The sequence below is a fragment of the Corynebacterium sp. HMSC036E10 genome (genome assembly GCF_001836265.1).
GTDB lineage: Bacteria > Actinomycetota > Actinomycetes > Mycobacteriales > Mycobacteriaceae > Corynebacterium > Corynebacterium coyleae.
On the sequence record NZ_KV827981.1, the window covers coordinates 85,625 to 110,786 of the forward strand.

Here is a 25,162-nt window from a genome sequence, read left to right on the forward strand (position 1 = left end):
AACTCCTTACACGTGCGGGGTTAGCCGCACAGGTTGGCGCGAGCGGTGTCGCTGAGCAGGGTCGCTACGGTGCCTGCGTCCATGTCGGTGCGGCGTTGTTCGACCAGTTGCCCGGCGACGGCGTCGCGGGTGATCGTATCGTCGTCGCACACGGTAAACCCGGTTGCTGTGAGTTGGTCTTCAAGACCGTCGACGTTCACCCCGTTTTGCCTGAGGTGATCCAGAAACGCCTGCTCCTCCGGCGCGTATGAAGGCACCTGGGTGGGCACGGTTTCCACTTCCCGTGCGGGTTGGTCGCCGGCGCCATTGCGTGACGACGACCCCGGCGCCGCAGCCGACGACGCCGTCGCGGATTCCGTCGCGGACGCGGTACCCGACTCAGTGGCCGAGGTGGCCGTTTCCGTGGCTGAGGTGGCCGCAGTTTCGGTGACGTCCTCGGAGTCCACGGTGGCCCCACCGCAGGCGGTGAGGGCGGCGGTGCAGGTGATCGTCGTCAAGCAAAGGGCGAATTTGCGCATTACTTCTTCCTTACGTTGACCACACCGTTGATCTGCTCAACCGTGCCGCGCTGGAAGTCGATGGTCAGACCGCCAGCCGGAATCTTCGCCATGTCCTTCACCGGCCAGCCGAGCTCGCCCTGCTCGTAGCCACGCTTGCCCCACTCGTTGAAGATGTCGCCCTTGAGAATCGTGTGGGCGCCGGTGCCAGCGGACCAGTAGATGTTGCCGTGCTCAAACTCCTGGAAGAAGCCGCCCTTGATGGCGATCTCGTTGGACTTCGGGTAGCCCAGCGCCGAGGTGGCAGTGCCGATCTCGCCGTACTTCTCGCCGATCGCACCGTGGACGATGTAGTGCTTGCCGTCCGGGTTGCGGGTGAGGTAGCCGCCCTGGAACTTCTGCACGTAGCCGTCGCCAACCTTGTTGGCCTCGGCAACCGGGTACTTCAGGTCGCCGGTCTCGTAGCCGTTGGCACCCCATGCCTTGAACATGTCGCCCGGGATGGCGTAGGCGCCGGTGTTCGCGGTCCAGTAGACGGAGCCGTTTTCGAAGTGGACGAAGCGGCCCTGTCCGTCTGGTGCCTGGAGCTCGCCGGTGGTGGGGAAGCCGAGCCAGCCAGCGGCGCCGCCGAGCGCGTTGTACTTGGCCAGGATTGCGCCGTACAGGGCGTGCGCGCCGGTGTTCGGGGACCAGAACGCAGTACCGCCGCGGAAGTCCTGGGCCTTGCCCTTGCCGTCCTTGCCCGCGTTGTACTCGTCGTTGACACAGGTGCCGATGACGCCGGACTTGGTCTCTTCTGCGATCGCACCGATCGGGTTGCACTTGGAGCCACGGTCAGCCTCCGGCACGTCGAGGGCGTTAGCGATGTACGGCCATGCCTGTGCCATCTCGAACTGCCAGTACTCCCACGAGTGCACGCCAGAGGGGCGGAAGCGCACGATCGGCTTGACGGAGGTGCGCGAGGCGTAGTCCACGAACGTCTGGGTGGACAGGCGCGAGATGACCTCCAAGCCCATGCCGGCAGCGTTCGCGCGGCCCTTGGCCACGGATTCGGCGTTGCCGTAGTCGTCGCGGCCCGAACCGGAGGAGACGTAGACCGTCATGTCCTTCAGGTTCTCAATGCCCAGCTTCGGGTCGTGGTCGATCCAGTCCTGGGAGCCCAGCGGGCCCCACATGGCCTCGGCGCTGTAGCCGCCGGCATCCAGCTGCGCGGCCTTGATCGCGGACGGCATGCCGGTGGTCGTGGTGTCCAGGTAGCCGGAGAACGAGCCGACGAAGTTAAACAGGTGCGGGTTGCGCTCAGCCAGGTTGACTGCGGCGGTGCCACCCATGGACAGGCCGACAACGGCGCGCTTGCCGTTGGAGCGGAACTCGTTGTTCAGCACCGGGACGAGCTCCTTGGTCAGGAACGTCTCCCACTTGTAGTGCTTGCCGTTGTTCTCCCGCTGCCAGTCGGAGTAGAAGGAGGACTCGCCGCCGACCGGGAGGATGACGTTGACGTTCTTGTCGGCGTAGAACTGCTCGATGTTGGTTTCGATGGTCCAGCCGTTTTCGTCGTCACGCGCGCGCAGGCCGTCGAGCGCCCACACTTCCGGGAACTTCGCGGTCGGGTTGGAGTGCCAGTCCCGTGCCAGCAGGATCTGCACCTGGATGAGTTCCTTCGGCATGGCCGCGGACTTGATAAACACGGCTACGCGACGGCTGGTAATCCACTCGATGCGGTCCACCTTCACGCCCTCCGGCAGGCCGGGGATCTCGGGGTTCTTCTCCACCTCGATCGGAGTGCGCTTTGGCGGGTCGGACGGGCGCAGACCGTCGGAGATGCCGCGGTTCGACGACAGCGACGAAAGGTCCGAGGACTGTGCTTGGGCGGTGACTGCGGCCGACGGCGCCAGCGTGAGAGCCAGCGCGGCAGGCAGCAGGGCTGCGGTGAGCCTGGTGGGGGTGATCCGGTTGTCTCGCATGAGTCTCCTACCTCGTCGGGCTACTTGTGTCACAAGAGTATCGCCCTAAATCTTAAGTTTCACTTGAGGGTTTAATCGAGCGCGACACGCGGGGCGTTACTGCAAACACTTCCGCAAACACCTCTACAAACAACAAAAGGCGCGTGCGGAACACATCCGCACGCGCCCTCACCTGGCTGGAAATCCGGGAACTACCAGGCGTTCATCACATTCAGGATGCGCGGCTTGGTGGCCTCGAGCTGGCTGCCAAACTGATCCCAGTTGTGCAGGCCGGTCGGGGTGAACACGGCAGTGTGCTTCACGCCGGTCACGGTGGCCTTGGCGGACCAGGCGCGCGTCGTCGCGTTGGCAACGCCCTCGAGCGCGATGCCGGAGGCGCGGTGCTGCGGCAGGTACTTCTCGTCGGCCGGGCCCGGCACGGCGGAGCCTGCGGAGACGTACACGTCCTTGCCGCGCAGGTTGCCCATGTTCAGGAACGGGTCGTTTTCAAAGCGGCGCGGGTTCAGCGAGGAGCCCCACATGGCGTTGACGTTGTACATGCCGCCGTCGAGAAGCGCGGCGCGCAGCGCGGTCTGACCACCCGGGATGGTGGTGGCCAGGTAGCCCGAGTAGGACAGCACCTGACGGAACTGGTTCGGGTGCAGCGCAGCCAGGTTGACCGCGGCGGTGCCACCCATGGACAGGCCGAGGATGGAGTTGTTCGTCGGCGACACGCCGAAGTGCTGCTGCAGGTACGGCGGCAGCTCCTTGGTCAGGAACGTGTCCCACTTGTAGGTCACCGGGTTGTTGAAGTCGTAGGTCGCCGGGGCGTTCCAGTCGGTGTAGAACGACGACTGTCCACCCACCGGCAGCACGAGGGTGATGTTGTGGTTAACAAAGGTGCGTGCCGCGTTGACGTCGTTGAGCCACGCGTTGGTGCGCTCCGTCGCACGCAGGCCGTCGAGCATGTAGAGGCCCGCGTTGCCGCCGCGCTGGGCGGGCTGGATCTGTACCGGGATGTGGCGGTTCATTGCGGCCGACCACACGTTGCAGCGCTGGACCCAGTAGCCGACCCGGTCCCAGGTGCAGCCGGGGCGCAGCCAGTCACGGTTGGCCGCGGCGGCCTGTGGCGCGCTCACGATGGAGATCGCGCTGAGGATCGCGACCAGCACCGCGGTGAGTTTGCGGCGCACGGAGGTTCGAGTGTTCATGCATTCCCCTCGAGACGTGTTTCAGGCAAAAGACACGTTCACGTTACCAACCCGAAACATAGTCCGCTATTCACTCACTCGGCCAGGCGATTTGTCGGGTGGGGCTGGTGTGACTGAGGTAGTGCGTGGGGTCGTCGTCAAGCGTGAGCGTGCGGCCCGGGCCCAACGAGTAGCGGACGTTGGCCCAGAAGCGGTCCCAGCTCATGGGTTCGCGGGAGGTGGCCAGCAGGTCGGCGATGTCGTCGCTACGCAATGCTTCGCGCGCGTCCTGCGCTTTTTGCTTATCGACGAACTGCGGCAACTTGTCCAGATCCGCATCCGTGTCCGCCACCTGCCACTCCAGGCCCAGTTCCTTGTCGTGGCCGATGCGCCCGTCCGGCACCCGCGGCATGCGCGCGGCAATCGGGGTGGCCAGACCGACCGTGTCCAGGATGCGCGTGTTCAGCGGCGAGTTCATGCTGGTCATGCCAAGGTTGACCATGTAGGCGGTCAGTTCCAGATCGCGCTGGTCGGTTGCGTCGGGCTGGCGCTCGCGCACGAACCACTTGTAGCGCTCCGGCTCGGCGGTGACGATAGCGAGGCTGATCTGGGCGGCGTCCTCGTCGAGGCCTTGCTCGATGGCCTCGTTCCAGTCCCACATGAGTTTCGAGCCGAGGAAGTCTTCGGCGTACAGGGGTGGGTCGCCGGCGTCGCGGCCGACGGCCATGGTCCAGAAGTCGCGCTCGTCGACAATGCCGAGTTCCTTTTCGCCGTTGTTGTACGGCTCCCAGTCGATGGGATGCGCGCGCAGGACGATCACGCTGGCCCACACGACCAGCGCGGTACCGACGGCGGCGGTGACCTTGGTGTACGGCACCGCCATCATCGGCAGCAACAGCGCGAACAGGGGCAGCAGCCACATGCGGCCGTGCATGAAGTCGCCGCCGACGCGCAGTACGTACAGCATGTGCGCGAGTGCAACGCCGGTGGTCAAACACACAATTGCTAATCGACGCCCCCTCGCACCCCACAACAACCACACCGCCACCGCAGCAGCGCCGAGGAGAGGCAGGGCCAGCCAGTAGTAGCCGAAAAAGTCGGCGAAGTACTCCCAGCCACGGGCCCATTCAGAGCCGCTGGCCGACTTGGCCACAGCGGTGTGCGGGGTGATCAGGCCGTAGTAGCCCATGCGGAACAGTTGGTAGCCGGCGGGAACCGGCAGCGCTACGGCGAGGATGCCTAGCGTTTTGCGGGGGCTAAACGCGATGAGCATGATGCCTGCCACCCCGCCGTAGAGCGCGAGTTCGGGGCGGACCAGCCAGGACAGGCCGGACCAGAACGCGAGGAAGTAGCCGGCGTAGGGCGCGCGGCGCTTGACCGGGTCCTCGGCCCAGGCGACGAGTGCCGCCCACCAGATGGCGATCCACAGCAGCGACATGCCCCACTCCAGCCCGGAGGTGGCAAAGTCGCGCGCGGGCGGCAGCGCAATATAGATGATGATGCCGAACGGGATGACGGGGCCGACCCTGCCCCAGAACTTGCCGGAGGCGTACGCGGCGGTAGCAGCGGCTGCGGCGGTGCACAGCAGCGCCAGCCACATGGCGATGCTTTCCAGGCGGGCATCGGTGAGCCACCCGAACAGCGTGATCAGGTACTGCCACAGGGTGGAGGTGTTGGCCTCGACGCGCTCGCCGGCGTTGAACACGGGACCGTTGCCGGCCAACAGGTTGCGCACGGTGCGCAGGACGATCAGACCGTCGTCGGACATCCAGCGGCGGGTCCAACCGCCCCAGAATGCGGCAACGCCCGCCACCACGGCTGCGGCGAGCGCGGAGATGCGGGCGTTTTTAGTCATTGCGCAGATGTTACTGCGTTTTGTCCTACCAACCTAAGTTCGGCACAACGTAGACCGCCATGACGATGCAGAAGATCCAAGCTGCGGCGAGAAGCTGCAGCACTCGGTCCTCGAGGGCGATCTCGTCGGGTGCACCACCCTGACCACCGTCGACGACGGAGGCGTAGCGCAGGATCGCGATCACGAACGGCACCATGGACACCTGGTACCAGATGGCGGCGGTGCCCTCGACGGAGTTGGAAAGCTGGAAGCCCCACAGTGCGTAGGACATGACCACGGCGGTGGCGGACAGGGTCCAGACGAAGCGCAGGTAGGTTTCGGTGTAGCCCTGCAGCGAGCGGCGGATCTCCGCGCCGGTTTCCTTGACCAGCAGCAGTTCTGCATAGCGCTTGCCGGAAGCCATGAACAAGGAACCGAACGCGGCGACCAGCAGGAACCACTGCGACAGCTCGATGTCGGCAGCGACACCGCCGGCCATGGTGCGCAGCATGAAGCCGGAGGACACCAGGGCGATGTCAATCACCGGGATGTGCTTCCAGCCGAAGCAGTAGCCCAGCTGCAGCGCAATATAAATACCGATGACCCAGGCCAGTGCAGCGCCGTCGGTGGCCAGCAGCGACAGGCCAAGCGCTGCGGCGATGAGCACCGCCGCCATGATGTATGCCAGGTTGATCGGCAGCATGCCGGAGGCGATCGGGCGGAAACGCTTCGTCGGGTGGCGGCGGTCCGATTCGACGTCGCGGGCGTCGTTGATCAGGTAGATCGAGGACGCACCGAAGCAAAACACGATGAACGCCAGCAGGATGTCCACCACGGTGTGGCGGGTGAACGCTTCCGCGCCGGCAGCCAACGGTGCCGCCAGCACGAGGACGTTTTTCACCCACTGCTTGGGGCGCAGCCCCTTGATCATCGCGTCGACGAGGTTCTTCGGTGGGGTTTTCTTCATCACCTGGTCCACACCTGAGGTGTGGGGTTCAGACTTCAGCAGCGGCTCGTCGATAGGTTCTTGCGTGTGTGCCACTTAAATCCTCTTCTCCGCTTCAATCACGGCCTTCGCCGTCCCCGCGCCGAGCAGTGCGCCGGCGAGGGTGTCGGTCGGGTAATGGACGCCGAGCACGTTACGCGACAGCATCATCACAGGCACCAGCAGCCACGGCCACTTCTTGCCGGTGATGTTAGCCAGGTGCGCGGCGGCGGCGCCCGTGTTCGCGGCGTGCGAGGACGGGAACGACAGTTGCGAGGGCGTTCCCACCCCGATCTTCACCCGCGGGTCGTTCGGGCGTGGGCGTCGCACGATGCGTTTGAGCACCACGGTTGCGGCGTGCGCGGCGAAGGTGCCAACGCCGAGTGCGAGCCACTTTGAGCGCCGTTGCTTATCGACGTCCCCGATGCTCGTTGCGATGGCGCCAGCCATCGCAACGCCTAGCCAGCCCAGGTCGTGCTCACCGAAGTATGAGAGCACACGGGCGCCTTTGGCGGTGGCGGGAGAATACAGCGCGTCCTGGATGGCGACGAGCAGGTCTGTTTCCTTACTGGGCATCGAACACCTTCCCCCAGTTGTCGTGGTTGGTCAGGTCTTCGCGCGCGTCGCGGTAGATGCGCTTGAGTTCCGGCCAGCGCTGCTTGATGTCGGCGCGCAGCTGCTTTTGTTCCTCGACGAGTTTGTCGGCGAGGGCCTTGTCGCGCTTGCGGAAGGCCACGCCGGTGCCGCCGGCGGTGGACACGGTTGCCGAGTCCACGCGTGCCAGGGTGTACCAGCGGGCTTCCTCCGCGGTGAGGTTCAGCTGCGGGGCATCCCAGTGGGCGCGGTCTTCGTCCTTACGCAGGTGCAGCAGCGCCTTGACGGCCCACGGGATCTTCTTCACCTTGGCCAGGCGGCCGCCCATTTTGTTGGTCGGCACACCCGGCGCGCCGGTGGGTGCGGGCAGTTCGGTCGCGGACGGCAGGACCTGCGCGTCGGAGTACTCGCTGCGGATCTTCTGGATGCGCGGCAACGAGGATTCGAGGATGTCGAAGAGTTGGTCCGGGCCCTTCAGGAAGTCACGCATTGCTTCGTTCTGGATGGCGATGGTGGAGTACTCCATGCAGAAGTAGTGCTTCGCGGTGGACTTTTGCATGTTCTTCAGCATCGCCTCGGGGTTGTCCGGTCCGTAGATGGAGGCGACGATGAGGCGGTTGCGCATGTGGAAGTAGGCCTGCCAGTCGATGGCGTCGTCCTTGTCGGCCCAGGCCATGTGCCAGATGGCAACGCCCGGCCAGGTGACGGTTGGGAAGCCTGCTTCCTTGGCGCGCAGGGCGTATTCGTTGTCGTCCCACTTAATAAACAGTGGCAGCGGCAGGCCCATTTTCTCTGCGACGACGCGCGGGAAGAGGTTCATCCACCAGCCGTTGTAGTCCACGTCGATGCGGCGGTGCAGCGGGCGCGAGGTGGTCTTGCGCGGATCCAGATCCTCTTCCTCGGTGCCCACGTAGCCGAGTGGGTACTTGGCAAAGTCGTGGTCGTACACGGCGTGCTTGGCTGCGGAGAACATGAAGATGTTCGGGTCGACGGTCTCGCCGGTGGTGCGCAGCTGGCTCCGGTCCTGCAGGTTCAGCATCTGGCCGCCGACCAGGATCGGCTGCTTGGCGTAGCGCGCGGCCTGCACGGAGCGCACGATGGAGTCCGGCTCGATGGCGATGTCGTCGTCCATGTACAGGATGAACGGAGCGTCGGTGCTGTTGAGCGCCTCGTACATGATGCGCGAGTAGCCGCCGGAGCCGCCCAGGTTGCCCTGGTGGAAGATTTTCAATTTTCCACCGAGATTCTTCTCTGCCTCGGCGAAGTCCGGCTCGTCCGCCGGGTGCTGGTTGCCCTGGTCGGGCATGAGCACATTGCTAATCGACGCCTCCACGTACGGATCCTCAGCCAACGCATGCAACGCGTTGACCGCATCCCGGGGACGGTTAAACGTGGGGATGCCAACGGCGACTTGTTTGGGTTGGGGTGGGACCACGGTGCCGTCGTCAAGCACTTGCTCTTGCGGCTCCTGCGGGGAGCACCACGCCGCATCGCTGATGCGCGTGTCCTCCTCGGCGGTGATGTCGAACCACAGCCAGCCGCCGTCCTCGAAATTGCTGAGTTTCAGCGGGATCTCCGTGTAGCCGGTCGCGTCCGCATTGGTCACGCTGATGCGGGTGCCGTCGTACTTCGAGCGGTACACCGAAATCGTCGCACGACCCTGAACCGTCATCGCCAGGACGACGGTGTCCAGCTGCGACCAGCGGCGCCAGTAGCTCGCCGGGAACGCATTGAAGTAGGTCTCGAAGGAAACCTCGTTGCCCGCAGGAACCTCAAAACTCGTCCGGTCCGACCAGCGCAGGCGCTGCTTGTTCTGCTCCTGCTCGATCAGGTACAGCATGCGCACGTCGTGCGGCTCGCCCTTCTTCGGCATCAGCACACGCGCAAGCGTGTCTACCGCGAGGTTGTTGCTCGTTTCCACAGCTCTCACTTTCTATTGTGGGCAGTCGGAGTTAAGCGTAATCGCTGGACGACGAATCTCCCGCTGTGGCTCGCGGGGTGTCGGCCGATGTCGGCGCCGTGGGCTACGGTTGCCACGGTTGTCACAACGTTTTTGAACGGAAAGCGAACGGAAAGCACAGGCATGTCTACATCTCTCGAGCACGCCCCGACCGGGGTGGTTGCGTCGTTTCGTTATGCGTTTTCTTCGGGGACGCGGCTTCGTCGTGAAGTACTTGCCGGGCTCACCGTCGCACTCGCCCTGATCCCCGAGGCCATCGCGTTTTCGATCCTGGCCGGCGTCGACCCCGCCGTCGGCCTGTTCGCCTCCGTCACCATGGCTGTGACCATCGCGTTTACCGGCGGGCGGCCGGCGATGATCTCCGCCGCAACCGGCGCAGTCGCCCTCGTCATCGCACCCGTCTCGCGCGAGTACGGCATGGACTACTTCATCGCCACCGTGCTGCTTGCCGGCGTGTTCCAGATCATCCTGGCGGCACTCGGCGTGGCGAAACTGCAGCGCTTCATCCCGCGCTCAGTCATGGTTGGTTTTGTCAACGCCCTCGGCATCCTCATCTTCGCTGCGCAGATGCAGCACCTTATCGACGTCGCCTGGCCCGTCTACGCGCTCACCGCCGCCGGCCTGCTCATCATGGTGTTCTGGCCGAAAATCACCAACGCGGTCCCCGCCCCGCTGGTTACCATCGCGGTGCTGACCACCGTGGTCGTCATCGCTGACATCACCGTGCCCACCGTCTCCGACATGGGCGAACTACCCCGCTCCTTCCCCGCCATGATGATCCCGCACGTGCCGCTGACGTGGGAGACGTTCCAGATCATCGCGCCGTACGCGCTGGCTATGGCAATCGTGGGCCTGTTGGAATCGCTCATGACCGCAAAACTTGTCGACGACATCACCGACACCCACTCCGACAAAACCCGCGAATCCTGGGGCCAGGGCGTGGCCAACATCGTCACCGGCCTCTTCGGCGGCATGGGTGGCTGCGCCATGATCGGCCAAACCCTGATCAACTCTCGCGAAGCCGGCGCCCGCACCCGCCTGTCCACCCTGCTGGCCGGCGTGTTCCTGTTGGTTCTCCTGCTGGCGTTCGGCGACGTTGTGGGCATCATCCCGATGGCCGCGCTCGTCGCCATCATGATCGTCGTCTCCCTTGGCACGATCGACTGGCACTCCATCCACCCGCGCACCCTCAAACTCATGCCGGTGTCCGAAACCATCGTCATGGTGGTCACCGTTGCCGCCACCTTGATCACCAGCAACCTCGCCGTCGGCGTGGTGCTCGGCGTGGTCACCGCCATGATCATGTTTGCCCGCCGCGTCGCCCACCTCGCGTCGGTAGAGAAGGTGGCGGAGCTCGACACTGATGGCGACGGCCGCATCGACACCCGCACCTACCGCATCCACGGCCAACTCTTCTGGGCATCCAGCAACGACCTGGTCTACGCCTTCGACTACGCCGACGACGCCGACCACATCATCATCGACCTCAGCCACGCCGAAATCTGGGACGCCTCCACCGTGGCCACCCTCGACTCCATTACCCAGAAGTTCCACAACCGCGGCAAAACCGTCACCATCACTGGCCTCGACGGCCCCAGCAAAGACCGACTCGACCGCCTCACCGGCCAACTCCCGTAGGCTCTTCGCCATGAAGCCTTACAACTACAACGGCGATTACGACGCCGACGGCCTCCCCATCGGGGGATCTGGAGACCGGAGTGGAACTGGCGGCGGACAGGGTGGCGGATTTCTCGGGGGAAACTCGGTTGATCGCTCGCCACTCGGCGCCCCCAATGAACACCGCACCCCCGGCACGCCCGCCCGCAACTACACCATCGGCGCAATCCTCATCGCCATCTGCGTGCTGTCCTTTTCGTTCCTTTCCGGCGCAACCGCCGTGTTTGTCGGCATCTTCGGTGCCATCGCCGGCGCCGTCTTCCTCATCATGGGTGTTCAAGGCAGCAACGACGCACCCAACCTGGAGCAGCACTACTTCGACTCCCAACCCGACGTGGACTGGGACGACAACTTCAAGCGCGAGTTCGGCGACGGGCGGTAAGTGGTTCGGCTACGGGCCTAGCGCCCCGATCGGCACAACCACCACACCGTCCGCTCGACGGTGTGCAGGCCCACCAGAGGTGACAACGAGCAACACGGTGTCCTGTTCAAGCTGTTCGTCAAACCTCTTAAGGGTGTCTGCCGCGTGATCGAGAATTTCCGGCGTGTACCCAAGTTTGACCTCAACCAGGATGTCGACGCCTTCGTAGTTCACCACCGCATCAACCTCAAGCTTCGTGTTTAGCCGAGCGTGGTACACCGTCTTGCTGGTCAGCGCTCGAAGCTCGTGGAAAACGAGCGACTCGAAAAGCTGCCCAAAGTAACGCGGATCCTGCAACAGTTGCTGAGGGCCGCGTTCAAGTGCAGCCATCGCAAAGGACGGGTCCGCGAGGTGACGCCTGGGTGACTTGCGCAAGGTTGCTTTCGACCGCAGGTGCGTAGACCACGCTGGCTGATCCACCGAAATAAAGATCCGCGATAACGCGTCGAGATAATCACGTGCGGTTTCACGATGCATGTCGATATCAGTCGCAATTGTTTGCAGATCAATTTCTGTAGCAACCGCGCGAGAGATGGACTGCATCATTCTGCGCACACGCTCCGAGTCTCGCGAGACTTCACCCACAGTGTGGATATCCACATCGGCGACCGTCTGCACGTAATCACGGACGTTTTGCATCGCGTCATCCAAGGAAAGGTTCGCGTTGTAAGGAAGGCCTCCGCGACACATTCGCTCAGCAAGTTCCGCCAGCGTCAAGGCGGGGGTTACAAAATCAGGCGCATTGCCCGCAGCAATCTCACTGAGGGATGCAGAACCGTCCGACTCTCCCGACTCGAACAGGGTCATCGTCGACATCGTTAGGCGCGCAAATCTTCCAGCACCGGAATGGCGGGTTGCGTCCACTCCCGGAGCGGTGGAACCCGTGAAGATGAACTGTCCCTTCGCCTTACGAGAATCAATCTCGTGCCGCGCAAAATCCCAAAGACGCGGTTGCAATTGCCACTCGTCGACGAGGCGAGGGGTGCCACCTTCGAGCAGTACGCGCGGGTCGGTCGCCATCGCCAGCGGGACGCTCGGATCAGTTTCAACATTCAAGACACTCCCCGCTTGCCGGCTCGCGGTTTCCGTTTTCCCGCAGCCCTTCGGCCCTTGAATGAGCACTCCACCTTGGCGACGAAGAGCGCTTTCGAGTTGGCCATCTGCAAGCCTTGGAATGTATGAGTTTGACATGCCAAAACTATACCTCCCACCAGCATATTCGACACTTTGAAACGGTTTTGTTCGACATTTTGAAACGATTTCGTTCCGCACTTTGAAATTCTGCGAGATAGTCGGCGGAAACATGTCTCACCGAAACGAAATAACCACTCCGTAGACTCAGGGGCATGCCGAAGATTACTGAGGACACCGTCGCCGAGCACCGCGCCGTACAACACCGCGCGGTGCTTGACGCCGCCGAGCGCCTCATCGTCGAAAACCACGGCAAGGTGCCCACCCTGGCGGAGGTGGCTGCCGCGGTCGGTCTCGCGCGACCCAGCGTGTACCGGTATGCAAAATCCCAACACGACCTGCTGGTCCAGCTCCTCATCGCGGCCACCGACGAGTGGAACGCCGAACTCGAGGCCAAGATTAAAAACGCCCCTCCGGAACCCCACCAGCGCATGCGTGCCTACGTGGACGCCACCCTGGACCTCTTCGCGCATGGTGGCCACGGCCCACTCATGGCGGCGGCGAAGAACTTCCCGGAGGCGTTTGCCGACGACAACGTGCAACGCTCCCACGCCGGATTCCGCACCATCGTGGCGGACTTTTGCCCTGGCGTATCAGCCGTGGATATCGCGCTGCTCAACTCCGCCATTGCGCGTGCAGCCGAGTTCGCCGCCACACCGGAGGCGTTCAAGGCGGCGCGGGAGACGTTATATGCGATGGCGGATGTGGTCGTCGATTAGCAACTAGGACTCCCACTTCACCATCTGGCTTGGGCGTGCGAGCACGTTGCGCTTGCTGGCCACGATAAGACGGTCCAGGTCAGCCTGCACCGCGTCCACATCCGCCGGGTTGTACTGGCGCTCCCTGCGCGCCCGGTGCAACTCGGAGCTCGCCGCCTTAAGCGCAACCTTCTGCATTTCAATCGCGCTTTCGCGAGCGCGCTCGAAAGCTGCCATGCGCTCGTCAGTGCTTTCCGGATCCTGCAGGCGCTGCTCCGTAATCGAGTTCAACCACTCCTGCACCATCGTGTACGCCTCCGGCGCATGCTCCTCGCCGTGTTCGCGCACCGCCTTGTGCGCCGCCGCGTACGCCCGCTGGTTCAATTCTTCAATTGCCCGGTCTGCTTCTGGGCCTTTTTGCAGGTCCATCTTCCGCACCAGCCATGGCAGCATGAGGCCGGGGATCACCATCGTGCAGGTCAGCACCGTCAACGCAATGACGGACAGTTCGTGGTGGTACTCGGTTGCCGACGGCGGGATAGCCAACACCAGCGCCAACGTGACCAAACCGCGCATGCCAGACCACGCCATCAGGAGCACCTCCTGCAGGCGCAGTGGCGACACGTGCGTGCGACCCTTGCGCACGTTCAACTTGTACAGCACCCACATCCAGGCCAGACGCACCACAAATGCGACGACGGAGAGCACCACGCCGACTTGTACGGCGGGCCAAATGTAGGTGCCGGCGGTGTCGATAGCATCACGCACGCTCATGCCGATCAACCCGAACGCCACGCCCGTGAACAGCAGCTCCACTGTTTCCCAGAACGAGTGACCGGTCAGGCGGTCCTCCGCTGTCATCGTGGAGCGCGACGACAACTCCACCGCGGCGATCACGATCGCGATCACGCCCGAAGCATGGATCGCCTCACAACCCGCATAGATGGCGAACGGCAGCACCCACGTAAACGCGGTACGGATCACGGAATCTGGCACCGAGTTTGCAAACAGCGCAGCTAGCCTGCCGACGATCAACCCCACCACCACAGCAACCGCCGCGGCATAAAGGAACTCAACGAATCCCTTGGTGAAGTCCACTTCACCCTCTGCAATCACCGCAGCCATGGCGATGTTGAAGGTGACAATCGAGGCGGCGTCGTTAAACAGCCCCTCCGTCTGCAACGTTCCGGTGATGCGCTTCGGAATGCCAGCCGGTCCCGCCACCGCGTCGACCGCGACTGGGTCCGGCGGGGCGATCGCCGCCGCCAACACCATCGCGGTAGCCAGACTCACACCCGGCAGGATCCACATCGCCGTCGCCGTCAGCGCCGCGATAGTAAGGAACACCAGGATGACCGACATGGTCAGCACCACGTTGAGCTGCGAGCCGATCTGACCCCAACTCGTGCGCCTGGCCAGCGACCACAGCAGTGGCGGCAGGAAGATCGGCAAGATCAGGTGTGTGTCAATGGACACCGTGTCAATGCCTGGAATGAAAATCACCGGCGCCACCACGATGGTCAGCAGCGCCGGCCACGGAATGCCCGTGCGCTCACCAACCGCAGCGACAATGACGGTGGCCAGCAACAATCCGATTAGCGCAATAAACGTTCCCACGCTGGCTCAGCTTACGACGCTGACGCTGGTTCCTCGCCCATCTGCTGAATTCACAGAAATCCGATATCGGCTTCCGCCGGCGACGTGTTGGACGTCATCGGCGACTCCGACATCAACCGGTACCTCGTCTCGACGTTCGTCGCCCCGGTCCCGAGCGCCCAGACAAGGATTGTCACTTAGGCAAGGCATGCCTTAGAGTAATCACGTTAGGTCAGGGAGACCTAACGTGAAACTTTTTGACCACCTACGAAAGGTGCAACCTTGGCACTCTTTACCTCTCGCGCCCTGAAGGGGATCGCAGCCACGTTCACTGCGGCGCTCATGCTTGCCAGCTGCTCCAGCGGATCAAGCGATTCAACAACCGCTCCCGAAACTTCCGATGCCAACGGGTCAGAGGAGCGCATTGTGACAATGGGCCTCGGCGACGTCGATACGGTCCTTGCCCTGGGCGAACAACCGGTTGGTTACGCCACCTGGCAACAGGAAGGTACGGGGGACCCTTCCGGACTTGGACCGTGGGCCAAGGACAAGCTCACAGTCGAACCAAACCCGCTCCGGGACACGACCACCGAGTTCAGTACTGACACTGCCGAACAAGTTGCCTCGCTCAACCCGACAAAGATCATTGCAGTGAATAGCGGCCTCGAAGCCGATAAGAGGGCATTACTCGAGCAGATTGCACCAACCACCTTCCACTCGGATGAGTACCAAGATTGGCAGGTGCCATGGGACGAACAGATTAAGGAAATCTCCAAGGCGTTGAATAAGGAGGCCGAAGGCGAAAAGCTCATCGCCGACTCCGAGAAGGCCTTCCAGGATTTCCGTGAAGCGCACCCCGAGTTGCAAGGCAAAACAGCGGTAATCGGCATGCCTTACGACGGAAAGTTTGGCGTCTACACCTCGGGCGACGGCCGCGGCTCCTTCATCGAAAAACTAGGGTTCAAGATCCCGGAGAAGTTCAACGGCGATGGCTCCAGCTTCTTCCTTGACTGGTCCCCCGAGAACTACGCCGACTTCAACGACGTGGATTACCTCTTCGTGCTGGACTATTACGGCGCAATCGATGCTCTGAAGAACGACGCCACCTTCATGGACCTCGATGTGAATAAGCGTGGCGGGGTCTACTGGTTAGACACAGATACCGCCAACGCAATGAGCATGCCGAACCCCCTTACGATCCCGTACGCAATCGATCAATTCAAAAAGCAGCTCTAGAACACCAGGCAGAAGTGGTGCTTACCGGGGTACAACCAGTGGCCCCCCGTTTACCGGGTCTGTTGCCACGACAGCAGGCAGATGAAAAACACGGTCCAGTAAGGACTCGGTGAGCACCTCGGCGGGCGCACCGACCGCTTCCACCTCGCCACGCTGCATCACGATGAGTTGATCTGAGTAGCGTGCAGCGAGGTTCAAGTCATGCAGCACCATAAGCACGGTTCTCCCCTCCTGATCAGCGAGACGACGTACGAGCGACAAGACTTCGACAGAGTGAGACAAGTCTAGGTAAGTCGTCGGCTCGTCCAAGAACACGAGCGGAGTCTCCTGAGCTAAGACCATCGCAATCCAAGCGCGCTGACGCTGACCACCAGAAAGTCGCTCGAGCGGACGGTTTGCAAACTCCGTGATATTGGTCAGTTCCATCACCTCATCGACCACACGTGAATCCTCAGCCGAGCTCTGTCGCAACCAAGATCGATGTGGGTGGCGTCCACGGCCAACCAAATCATGCACTGTCAGCCCCTCGGGAGCCACCGGAGTCTGTGGCAACACTGCAAGCTGACGCGCAATCTCGCGGCGCTTCAGATTCGCCATGTCCACGCCGTTCAGCGTTACCGTGCCGCAGTCACGTGTAAGAAGCCCTGCCACAGCACGCAACAGCGTTGACTTGCCACAACCGTTTGGGCCGATGATTGTGGTGATTCCGCCTTTGGACACGTCGAAATCAATGCCCTTGAGGATGACGGAAGCGCCATAACTTACCTTAAGATTTCGGACCTGAAGCATCATATGGACACCTTTCGTGTTGCACGCAACAGCGTGTAAAGCAGCACTGCGCCACCAATTGCAGTTGTGGCTATTCCCACCGGCAGATTCCCCGGCACCAGGGTTCGCACCGCCAAGTCAGCGACGGATACGATCGCCGCGCCAGTAAGCATCGCGGTTCCTAATGGCGGCGTTGCTGCATGTGTGATCTTGCGTCCGATCTGTGGTGCGACAAACGCCACGAAGGCTATCGGCCCAGATGCCGCAATGCCCATCGATGCCAGCATTACAGCCATTAGCATGAGGATCAGCTGGGTACGTCGGGGCTCTACCCCGAGACCAGCAGCAGTGTCCTCCCCCAAAGAGAGTGCCTCAAGCTTGAAGGCTACCCACCGCAATAGTGGAATGACGACCGCCAGTGCAATGAGTACCGCGATGGCGTCGTGCCAACTAGAAGAACCCACCGAACCGGTCACCCACGCCTGCGCCTTGCCTACATCTCGATAGTCAGCACGAACAAGCAGGAACGAGTTGTAGGCCATCGCCAGCGCATTGATGATGATGCCGGCGAAGACAAGCTGGAAAGACCCTAGTCCAGCACCACGACTCAGCCACCAGATTGCCGCAGATACGGTCAGTCCCCCGAGGAATGCACTGAGCGGCACGCCCAATACACGCAGCATCATCCCGGCACTTCCACCAGCGAGTAGCGCGGTCAACGCGAAAGCGGAGGCACCCGAGGTGACCCCCAAGATGTCCGGACTCGCCAGTGGGTTCCTTGTAATGGTCTGGAAAATTGCCCCGGCAAAGCCCAGCGCAGCACCTACACCCAGCGCCGTGACCACTCGTGGCAGGCGCCACTCGAGAACTACAGTCCGGGTCAGCTCTGCCGTTTGGCCCATGAGAGCGGAAACTACGTCTCGAACCGATAGCTCGAAATCTCCAACCATCACGCCCCCGAGGGCAGCGGCTAGGGCCAGCACCGCAAGAGCAGTGTTTATCGCGAAAACCCGCATCAGAGTTTCGTCCCCTTCCGCAAGATATGCAGTGCAAATGGGGCCCCAACGAAGGCGAGTGTGATGCCCACCTGTAATTCTCCAGGGCGCGCGATGACGCGACCAATAACGTCAGCAAGCAAGAGCAACGTCGCCCCAGCCAGCGCGGAACACGGCAGCACCCAGCGGTAGTCCGGGCCGGTGAGGCTACGCACGAGGTGCGGAACAACCAGGCCAACGAACCCGATCGGTCCGGCTCCAGCCACTGCTGCGCCAGTAAGCAATGCAACCAGGACGATACCCAAGGTCCGCGCGATAGAAACTCGGACGCCAAGTGCATTTGCAACGTCATCCCCCAAGTTCAGGAGGTTTAGCTGATTCGCTGAAGCAAAGGCGCCCACGAGCCCAAGAACAATCACGGGAGCAAGGACCGTGACCACCTGCATATCGCGTCCGGCGATAGCACCCGCTGTCCAAAACCGCATCTCATTAAGGCTTCGCGTATGCGTCAGTACGATGCCGCTCGTCAGCGCAGAACAAACCGCACCCAACGCGGAACCACCAAGCACCACCGTGATCGGCGTAGATCCCAGGCTTCTCATGCTGAGCACGAACACAAGCGCTACCGCAAGTATCGCCCCGAGAAATCCCACCCCGACAGTGCCCAATACCGTCATTGACCCATGAAAGGAAATGGCTGCTGCCACAGCAAGCGCCGCGCCAGGCCCGACGCCCAGCAGGTTTGTGTCTGCTAACGGGTTTCGGGTGTGTCCCTGCAGCAGTGCGCCCGCAGTGCCCAGCGCTGCCCCCACCAACAGACCAAGTAGGGTGCGCGGAACACGGAGTTGCGCGATGATCTTCGCCTCATCACTGGACGTCTCAAGTTGTTCAGCTGCGCCCGAGAACGCCAGCATGAGTCCATTACGAACCGCGCTCACCGTTGCCTCGAAACCCATTTCGCGCGCCCCGATCAACAGCGACACCAGCGCTGCACACACAGTGGAAACCACAAGGAAGGCGACAAGCCCAACACGTTTAGTCACGCTGTAACTCCGTTACCGCCAGTACCCCATGAACGACACGTGATGACGAGGCACTCCCGCCTCCCCCACCAGAAGCCGCCGCATGGCCGTCACAGCCGTATTCTTCCCAGCGATCCAGTAATAGGTATGTCCCACGGTATCCGGCGTGGAAGCTATGGACTCACCACTGCTGGAATACGTGGGTGTCTCCCAGACTTCATCGAGCTGGGCTTCATCCACAAAACCAGGCTTTCCAGTTTCCAACGAAGCGGAGACACAACGGGATCCAACTTCCTGTTTCAGCTGCGCGAGAAGCAAGCCTCCGTAGTCGAAGTCACCCTCTTCACGAAAGTGCCAACGGATATCAACCTGTGAAGGGGAGTCGATGGGCAGATGATTGCCGGCGGGCACCTCAATATCAACCGAACCGGCGAGTCCCTCGGGCCAATCCCCCAAGATACGAGCCATTGCAGGCAACGCGGTTTCATCGCCGTAAAGACGCACAATCGCAGCAGATCCGGGGTCAAACTCAATACCAACACCGGAATCATCGTCGCGGGTTGGTCCAATAATCAGCAGCTGCTGCCCAGGGTGTGCGTCCTGAGCCCACGCCGAGGCGGGACCGGGACTATCGCTGTGCAAAACAAAATCCACATCCAATTCGTCAGGACCTTCAGCACTTCGCCGGAACTCCCGAATGGAATAGGTACGCAGGTGTCCGCGCATATGCTCCGGCATCGCACGCCACGTCTCCCACCACCCCTCTTCCGGAAGCTCGAACAGACCACTGACAGGCGGGATCAGTAGCTTGATACGCAAATCCCTGATAGGAACGGCGGGTCCCATGTCGTCGACCCCGGTGAACGTCACCCGCTGGAAACTCGGCGCAATGCGTTCACTGCGGACGACGGTTGCAAGGAAAGGTCTAAAACTCACCCCGCAAACTATATAGGCTTGCCTATCCTAAGGAAAGCATTGAGGTGAGCAGTCCCGGCGCCCGTGTAGCCGGCCAAACGGCTAGTCGCCTTTAAGACCGGTGACGGCACGGGCGCGGGCATCATCAACCGCCCTGACATCAACCGGTACCTCGTGTCCGCCTTCGTCGCCCCGGTCCCGAGCGCCTAGCCACCCGGTTGCGGAGTTGTTTGAAACAACTCCGAAACAACTCTTCGCAAAACTCACCCGAAATTAAACCATCGACGCAGGTCACAATAGTTGTTTCGAGTTGTTTTGAGTTGTTTATACCGAAACCCAACGGACACTCGGGCCTCGCGTTGGGCTCCCGTCGGCGATTTTCGCTTTCCCTAGGTCCCGAAGGTGGCGAAGGATTCGGCTCACTGATTCACGCTCGACGCCGAGTTCATTCGCAACCTCACGAGCGTTCAGGGACTTCCCCTCGCGCAACTGAGCAACGATCCAGTCCTCGGTAGTCACGGATGCAATCGCAGTAGATTCGTTCCCCCCAAAAGCCGTCCGTGCTCGAGCAGACAATATCCACTCGGGGGCATCCCGCAAAGGTTCTAGGAAGCCCTGACTTGCGTACCACCCCAAGTATTCTTGGGCCTGCGCTTCCGGGACTTGCATGAGTCGGGCCGCCGTGGACGTCATCAAAATCTGGTTGTTCGCCAGATGACGCGCCACTAAGAGCCCATTTACGCTATTGAATATCGCCTCTCCGAACTCAGCACGCAGCAGGTACAGCGACTTAATAAACGCCGAATCGACGTTTCCGGCGGGCAACGTGACCTCCACAAACGGTCCATCGGCATTCAGACTAGGCGCTTGTCTACCACTGGCGAGCATGGAGACCCACATGCGATCGAAGCCTCGCGAAGACTCTTCAGCGAGGCCCAACCGCCGCAATGCACCCATCAGAATCGGGTTACGCGGGATCGATTGGGTGGTCAGAATCCTTTCCTCAGGCACGCCGACAGGGAGACCACCAGGAGACCAAACGGTCAGACTGGTCGGAGACTGATCAACAACGATTGCAGTGGTCGCTCCCCAGTCGCGGTGCGCGAATGCGTTGGAAACAATTTCGTCTACAGCAGCCGCAGGAAACGCCGGAATGGGAAACTCTTGCCCGTTCGGGAGTTGCACTCGCGCAATTTCCTGCGACGTGTGAGCCTTAATCAACGCACGAAGCTGTTCTGATGCAGTAATCAACGGTGCGGAGATCTCGGTGACTTTCGGATCGCCACTGGGCACGTCGCGAAGCAAGTGTCGCACGACCGTCCGGTTGCGCAGCGGCTGCATGAAGAGAATTTCTGCCGCAAAGGTCAGCGCGCCATGGGGCGTAAACAATCCCAACTCACTGCAGAGTTCAAGACTCGTCTGGGGTACAGGAGAGTCATCACCCAAGGCATGCTTCCGGTTGGCAAGGAGTGCTTTAGCCTGCTCGATTGCCTTAGGATCGAGATCTTCAGGGCTTCGTCGAGACGCAGTAGCGCTCAGGTCAGGGTTCGAACGGGACAGGTGAATACTGCGACGCTCATCCTCGCCCAGAGGGACGCAGTTTTTCCCGACACGTTTACTGGCTTGGCCTTTGGAACGCTGATACAGCGCCATCCCCCGTGGGATGCGCAATGCAATCAAACGCTTGCCGCAGCGCTCGATTTCAGAAGCTTCGACCTGAATATGAGGCTGCGTCTTGCTGTAAATCTTTTCCACCAACCAGTCGCATGAGCGATCGGTGCCAGTGAACGCAGCAGGGCCTGCCTTCTTGTCATTGACGCCAAGGACGATGTAGGCGACACCGCCGTCGGCGTTGGAGAAACAAATGACCTCGTCGACAAGAAACTCCACAAGCCCCGCATCGGGGTTCTTGTTCATCGGGTGGACAGCAGGATCTTCCTTGAAATCCAGTACCTGGGATTCCCAGCTCCCAGCGCTATCTCCGGCCTCAATTGCCGACAGCGCTTCCTCCACACCCTCAAAACCCGAATCGAGCATGGGCTCAGAATAACAAAAGTTGTTTCAAAGTTGTTTGAAACAACTCCGAAACAACTTACCGCAAAACTCGCCCGAAATCAGCCCATCCGAGCAGGTCAGCATAGTTGTTTGGAGTTGTTTTGGGTTGTTTATAACTCGACCGTCGTGCCGTCGATCACCTTGGACGGCACACCGATCTTGCCGGCGGCGCGCACGTCAGCGAACCCGTCAAGCGAGTCGCGCAGGGTGAGGAAGCGTTTGAGGTTGCGCAGGTTGGTGACGTCGAGAAGTTCGGCGTCGCCGAAGGCCTGCGGGTCTGCCTTAAACTGCGCGATCACGTCCGTGCAGTCGGGGCAGTCGGGGTGAACGAAAATCTCAGCGCTCACAAGTACCTCCTAGTGCCCGCGCGGCTGGCTCAACGGCTCGCCGGACTCGAAGAACGGGCGCAGCTGGTTGTCAAACAGGGTCAGCGCGGAAGCAATCGCCATGTGCATGTCCAGGTATTGGTAGGTGCCCAGACGGCCACCGAACAGCACGTTGTGTTGTTCGGATTCTTCCGCGGCGAGTCGTCGATACGCCTCGAGCTTCGCGCGGTCCTCCGGGGTGTTGATTGGGTAGTAGACCTCGTCGTCGCCTTCGGCGAAGCGGGAGTACTCCTTGACAATGACCGTTCGATCAGAGGGGTACTCAGACCGCTCCGGGTGGAAGTGGCGGAACTCGTGGATGCGGGTGTAAGGGACGTCGGCGTCGTTGTAGTTCATCACCGGAGTGCCCTGGAAATCGCCGGTGTCCAGCACTTCCTGCTCGAAGTCGAGGGTGCGCCAGCCGAGGTGGCCTTCGGCGTAGTCGAAGTACTGGTCCAGCGGCCCGGTGTATACCACTGGTGCGTCGGGGTTTTCGGCGCGGATGTCGTCGCGGACGGTGAACCAGTCGGTGTCGGTGCGGACGTCGATAAGCTCATGCTCCGCCATCTTCTCCAGCCAGGCGGCGTAGCCGTCGACGGGGAGGCCTTCGTACTTGTCGTTGAAGTAACGGTTGTTAAAGGTGTAGCGCACCGGCAGTCGGGAGATGATTTCCGGCGGCAGGTCGGTCGGGTCGGTCTGCCATTGCTTGGCGGTGTAGTGCTTGACAAACGCCTCGTAGAGCGGCTTGCCGATCAGCGCGATGCCGCGCTCTTCCAGGTTGGTCGCCTCGGCTGGGTCGAGGCCTTCGCGCTGCTGCTCGATTAACTCACGCGCCTCGTCCGGCGAGTAGTACTTGCCGAAGAACTGATTGATCAGGCCGAGGCCCATGGGGAATTGGTAGGCGGTGCCGTCGTGCATCGCAAACACGCGGTGCTGGTAGTCGGTGAACGAGGTGAAGCGGTTGACGTATTCCCACACGCGCTCGTTCGACGTGTGGAAGAGGTGCGCGCCGTATTTGTGCACCTCGATGCCGGTTTCCGGCTCCTGCTCCGAGTAGGCGTTGCCGCCGATGTGGTTGCGCTTTTCCACCACCAGCACGCGTTTGCCCAGCTCGCTCGCCGCTTGCTCGGCCACGGTGAGGCCGAAGAACCCTGATCCAACAACAATGAGGTCGTATGCCATGCGGTCTATTTTCGCACAGTTGCTTATCGACGACACCACGCCGCGACACGCCACAAAAGCCTCAAGTCTTTCTTGAGACTTTAAATTGCACTACACTGCGTTCCAGTCACAATTGCCACTATTTTCACAAGAAGTGTCAGGAGTTTTACCGTGCAACAACGCCGTAGTCTTCAGGGCGGTGCGGTCCGACCACGCCGGGCCGCCATCCTGCCTGCCGTGGTGTCCGTTCTCCTCGTGGTGGCTCTCGTCGCTACGCAAGTGTTCAGCGGCAACCGCATCCTCCACGTCCAATCCCTCGGCGCCGGCGCACCCGAGGTGTACACCGCGTCCGAGTCCTTCGCGTCCGGCGCGAACATCACTGTCGACGACGCCGCCATCCGCACCCAAGGCGGCGAAGAAGGCGAAGTACGCCGCGTGGTCAAGGAGTTCACCAACGACCGCGACTTCTCCATCGTCGGCCTGACCTGGACCGGCGACCGCGACATTGCCGCATTCGTCCGCTCCCAGCAGGCCGACGGCACCTGGTCAGAATGGTTCGAAATGGACCCGATCGACCCGCCGAAGGGCAGCGACAAGTTCGGCACCGAACCGATCTTCGTGGGCAAAACCAAGCGCGTCCAGGTCTCCACCGGCGGCGTTGATCTTCTCGACGGCGGCCGCACCGACTCCGGCGCACCCACCACCGCCAAGGACCTCCAGGCCGTCTTCCTCGACGGCGGCGAAGGCCAAACCCAAGGCGGCATCAACCCGGTCGCGGACTCCTACACCTGGGGCATGCCCAAGGTGATCACCCGCGCACAGTGGGGTGCAGGGTCCAGCCAGGCCCCGTACTACTCCGAACCAACCACCGCAGCGACCGTGCACCACACCGCCGGCTCCAACAACTACACCGAGGCCCAGGCACCCGGCATCGTCCGCGGCATCTGGAACTACCACGCCCGCACCCTGGGCTGGGGTGACATTGGCTACCACGCGCTCGTGGATAAGTACGGCAACATCTACGAAGGCCGCGCAGGCGGCATGGACCGCAGCCCACAAGGCGCACACGTCGGCGGATTCAACCAAAACACCTGGGGTGTCTCCATGCTTGGCGATTACCAAAGCGCCCAGCCCACCACCGCAGCACTGCGCGCCATGGGCGAAATCATCGGCTGGAAGGCAGCCGTCGCCGACTTCAACCCAATGGGCTACAGCTACCACCAGGCAGAATTCAGCTTCAAGGGCTCCAAGTACTCGGCTGGCCAGGGTGCATCGTTTAGCAACATCAACGCTCACCGTGACTTCCACTACAGCACCTGCCCAGGCGACAACCTGTACTCCAAACTGCCCATGATCCGCGCCACCGCCGCAGCGAAGTACCGCACGCTCAAGGCCGGCAACCGCGCAGGCCTGGGCAACCGCGGCACCGAGTCGACCGCTGTCACCACCACGGCGCAGTCCCCGGCATTGCCAGGCGACACCGGCAATCAGGGCAACACCGGCAACAACGCCACAGGCGTTCTCACCGGCCTGACCTCCGGCGACCCGATCGCCATCGCCACCGCGGCCGGCACCGTCATCGGCGCAATCCTGCTGTTCCTGGCGGCACGCGACATGCTCCCCGGTGTCAGCGAGCGCCAAGGCGTCGAAGTCTTCCAGGGGCTCAACCTCACCCAAGTCGCAGAACTGGCACGCAAGGTCGGCCCAGCTGTCGGCCCAGCACTGAACGCCTTCGGCGCCACCGAGGCCGCCGCCGTCTGGACCGCTCTTGAGCCCACCCTGGGCAAACTCATCGCAGGCGTTGGTGGACCGACCGGCCCGGCGATCACCTTCTACTCCAACGGCATCGCCGCGCGTAATGACCAGGGCGAGATCATCTCGCTCGTCGGCAAGATTGCGGAGACCTGGCTGCAGCAAGGCCTCGACGCAGGCCCACTCGGCATGCCGATCACCCGCGAGTACTACCCGACCAGCGACGTCGTCCGCATCGACTTCGAAGGCGGCTCCATCACCTACAACCCGGTCACCAACGCGGTGGACATCTCCACCCGCTAGGCCC

General features: G+C 62.0%; 21 protein-coding genes. 5 read left to right on the top strand and 16 right to left on the bottom strand.

The annotated features are described in order from the left end of the window. Positions 1 to 20: 20 nt before the first annotated feature. The 7 genes from HMPREF2736_RS07235 to HMPREF2736_RS07265 form a co-directional block, all read right to left on the bottom strand. A complete protein-coding gene (locus tag HMPREF2736_RS07235; protein ID WP_070453272.1) occupies positions 21 to 518 on the bottom strand; it encodes a hypothetical protein in 498 nt (165 codons plus the stop codon). Continuing rightward, complete coding sequence (locus tag HMPREF2736_RS07240) at positions 518 to 2,461, bottom strand: alpha/beta hydrolase-fold protein (RefSeq protein WP_070829278.1); 1,944 nt, start codon at positions 2,459 to 2,461, stop codon at positions 518 to 520. The genes HMPREF2736_RS07235 and HMPREF2736_RS07240 overlap by 1 nt, the downstream gene beginning before the upstream one ends. A 191-nt stretch (positions 2,462 to 2,652) precedes the next feature. Continuing rightward, positions 2,653 to 3,651 (bottom strand): alpha/beta hydrolase, encoded by a 999-nt coding sequence (locus tag HMPREF2736_RS07245; RefSeq protein ID WP_070453278.1) that lies wholly within the window; start codon positions 3,649 to 3,651, stop codon positions 2,653 to 2,655. A gap of 70 nt (positions 3,652 to 3,721) precedes the next feature. Then, a complete protein-coding gene (locus HMPREF2736_RS07250; RefSeq protein WP_070829279.1) occupies positions 3,722 to 5,485 on the bottom strand; it encodes an arabinofuranosyltransferase AftB family protein in 1,764 nt (587 codons plus the stop codon). Positions 5,486 to 5,510: 25 nt separating this feature from the next. Beyond that, positions 5,511 to 6,506, bottom strand: a complete 996-nt coding sequence (locus tag HMPREF2736_RS07255) for a decaprenyl-phosphate phosphoribosyltransferase (RefSeq protein WP_070423325.1) — start codon at positions 6,504 to 6,506, stop codon at positions 5,511 to 5,513. Continuing rightward, a complete protein-coding gene (locus HMPREF2736_RS07260) occupies positions 6,507 to 7,025 on the bottom strand; it encodes a phosphatase PAP2 family protein (protein WP_070423326.1) in 519 nt (172 codons plus the stop codon). It abuts the gene before it with no gap. Further along, positions 7,015 to 8,964, bottom strand: a complete 1,950-nt coding sequence (locus tag HMPREF2736_RS07265) for a glycosyltransferase (protein WP_141761607.1) — start codon at positions 8,962 to 8,964, stop codon at positions 7,015 to 7,017. The genes HMPREF2736_RS07260 and HMPREF2736_RS07265 overlap by 11 nt, the downstream gene beginning before the upstream one ends. Positions 8,965 to 9,126: 162 nt before the next feature. Here HMPREF2736_RS07265 and HMPREF2736_RS07270 point away from each other — a divergent pair, with 162 nt between their 5' ends. Both HMPREF2736_RS07270 and HMPREF2736_RS07275 read left to right on the top strand, forming a co-directional pair. Then, positions 9,127 to 10,641 (top strand): SulP family inorganic anion transporter, encoded by a 1,515-nt coding sequence (locus HMPREF2736_RS07270; protein WP_070829280.1) that lies wholly within the window; start codon positions 9,127 to 9,129, stop codon positions 10,639 to 10,641. Positions 10,642 to 10,651: 10 nt separating this feature from the next. Beyond that, positions 10,652 to 11,062 (top strand): hypothetical protein, encoded by a 411-nt coding sequence (locus tag HMPREF2736_RS07275; RefSeq protein ID WP_070423328.1) that lies wholly within the window; start codon positions 10,652 to 10,654, stop codon positions 11,060 to 11,062. Positions 11,063 to 11,071: 9 nt separating this feature from the next. Here HMPREF2736_RS07275 and HMPREF2736_RS07280 read toward each other — a convergent pair whose 3' ends face one another. Then, on the bottom strand, positions 11,072 to 12,373 hold the full coding sequence (locus HMPREF2736_RS07280) for an ATP-binding protein (protein ID WP_246822103.1): 1,302 nt from the start codon (positions 12,371 to 12,373) through the stop codon (positions 11,072 to 11,074). A 74-nt stretch (positions 12,374 to 12,447) separates the two neighbouring features. Between HMPREF2736_RS07280 and HMPREF2736_RS07285 the strand changes: the two genes are divergently transcribed. Further along, positions 12,448 to 13,011 (top strand): TetR/AcrR family transcriptional regulator, encoded by a 564-nt coding sequence (locus HMPREF2736_RS07285; RefSeq protein ID WP_070423330.1) that lies wholly within the window; start codon positions 12,448 to 12,450, stop codon positions 13,009 to 13,011. 3 nt (positions 13,012 to 13,014) lie between these two features. Here HMPREF2736_RS07285 and HMPREF2736_RS07290 read toward each other — a convergent pair whose 3' ends face one another. Beyond that, positions 13,015 to 14,607 carry a cation:proton antiporter gene (locus HMPREF2736_RS07290; RefSeq protein WP_070453294.1) on the bottom strand — a complete coding sequence of 531 codons (1,593 nt, stop codon included), beginning with the start codon at positions 14,605 to 14,607 and terminating at the stop codon, positions 13,015 to 13,017. A gap of 261 nt (positions 14,608 to 14,868) precedes the next feature. Between HMPREF2736_RS07290 and HMPREF2736_RS07295 the strand changes: the two genes are divergently transcribed. Beyond that, a complete protein-coding gene (locus HMPREF2736_RS07295) occupies positions 14,869 to 15,822 on the top strand; it encodes an iron-siderophore ABC transporter substrate-binding protein (protein ID WP_245167960.1) in 954 nt (317 codons plus the stop codon). Positions 15,823 to 15,843: 21 nt separating this feature from the next. On the opposite strand, the gene HMPREF2736_RS07300 is transcribed toward HMPREF2736_RS07295, so the two are convergent. The 7 genes from HMPREF2736_RS07300 to glf all read right to left on the bottom strand — a co-directional run bounded on the left by HMPREF2736_RS07300 (position 15,844) and on the right by glf (position 23,124). Next, positions 15,844 to 16,614: an ABC transporter ATP-binding protein gene (locus HMPREF2736_RS07300; RefSeq protein ID WP_070829282.1), complete on the bottom strand. Its 771-nt coding sequence runs from the start codon at positions 16,612 to 16,614 to the stop codon at positions 15,844 to 15,846. Next, positions 16,611 to 17,606 carry a FecCD family ABC transporter permease gene (locus HMPREF2736_RS07305; protein WP_070453303.1) on the bottom strand — a complete coding sequence of 332 codons (996 nt, stop codon included), beginning with the start codon at positions 17,604 to 17,606 and terminating at the stop codon, positions 16,611 to 16,613. Before HMPREF2736_RS07305 ends, HMPREF2736_RS07300 begins: the two co-directional genes overlap by 4 nt. Beyond that, positions 17,606 to 18,628, bottom strand: a complete 1,023-nt coding sequence (locus tag HMPREF2736_RS07310; protein ID WP_070829283.1) for a FecCD family ABC transporter permease — start codon at positions 18,626 to 18,628, stop codon at positions 17,606 to 17,608. Before HMPREF2736_RS07310 ends, HMPREF2736_RS07305 begins: the two co-directional genes overlap by 1 nt. A gap of 12 nt (positions 18,629 to 18,640) precedes the next feature. Then, a complete protein-coding gene (locus tag HMPREF2736_RS07315) occupies positions 18,641 to 19,543 on the bottom strand; it encodes a siderophore-interacting protein (RefSeq protein WP_070829284.1) in 903 nt (300 codons plus the stop codon). A 303-nt stretch (positions 19,544 to 19,846) separates the two neighbouring features. Beyond that, on the bottom strand, positions 19,847 to 21,559 hold the full coding sequence (locus HMPREF2736_RS07320; RefSeq protein WP_070829285.1) for an RNA-binding domain-containing protein: 1,713 nt from the start codon (positions 21,557 to 21,559) through the stop codon (positions 19,847 to 19,849). Between the two features lie 128 nt (positions 21,560 to 21,687). Then, complete coding sequence (locus HMPREF2736_RS07325) at positions 21,688 to 21,924, bottom strand: hypothetical protein (RefSeq protein WP_070423337.1); 237 nt, start codon at positions 21,922 to 21,924, stop codon at positions 21,688 to 21,690. 9 nt (positions 21,925 to 21,933) lie between these two features. Next, on the bottom strand, positions 21,934 to 23,124 hold the full coding sequence (gene glf / locus HMPREF2736_RS07330) for a UDP-galactopyranose mutase (protein WP_070829286.1): 1,191 nt from the start codon (positions 23,122 to 23,124) through the stop codon (positions 21,934 to 21,936). A 150-nt stretch (positions 23,125 to 23,274) separates the two neighbouring features. Between glf and HMPREF2736_RS07335 the strand changes: the two genes are divergently transcribed. Next, positions 23,275 to 25,158, top strand: a complete 1,884-nt coding sequence (locus HMPREF2736_RS07335) for an N-acetylmuramoyl-L-alanine amidase (protein WP_083323015.1) — start codon at positions 23,275 to 23,277, stop codon at positions 25,156 to 25,158. The last annotated feature ends 4 nt before the right edge of the window (positions 25,159 to 25,162 follow it).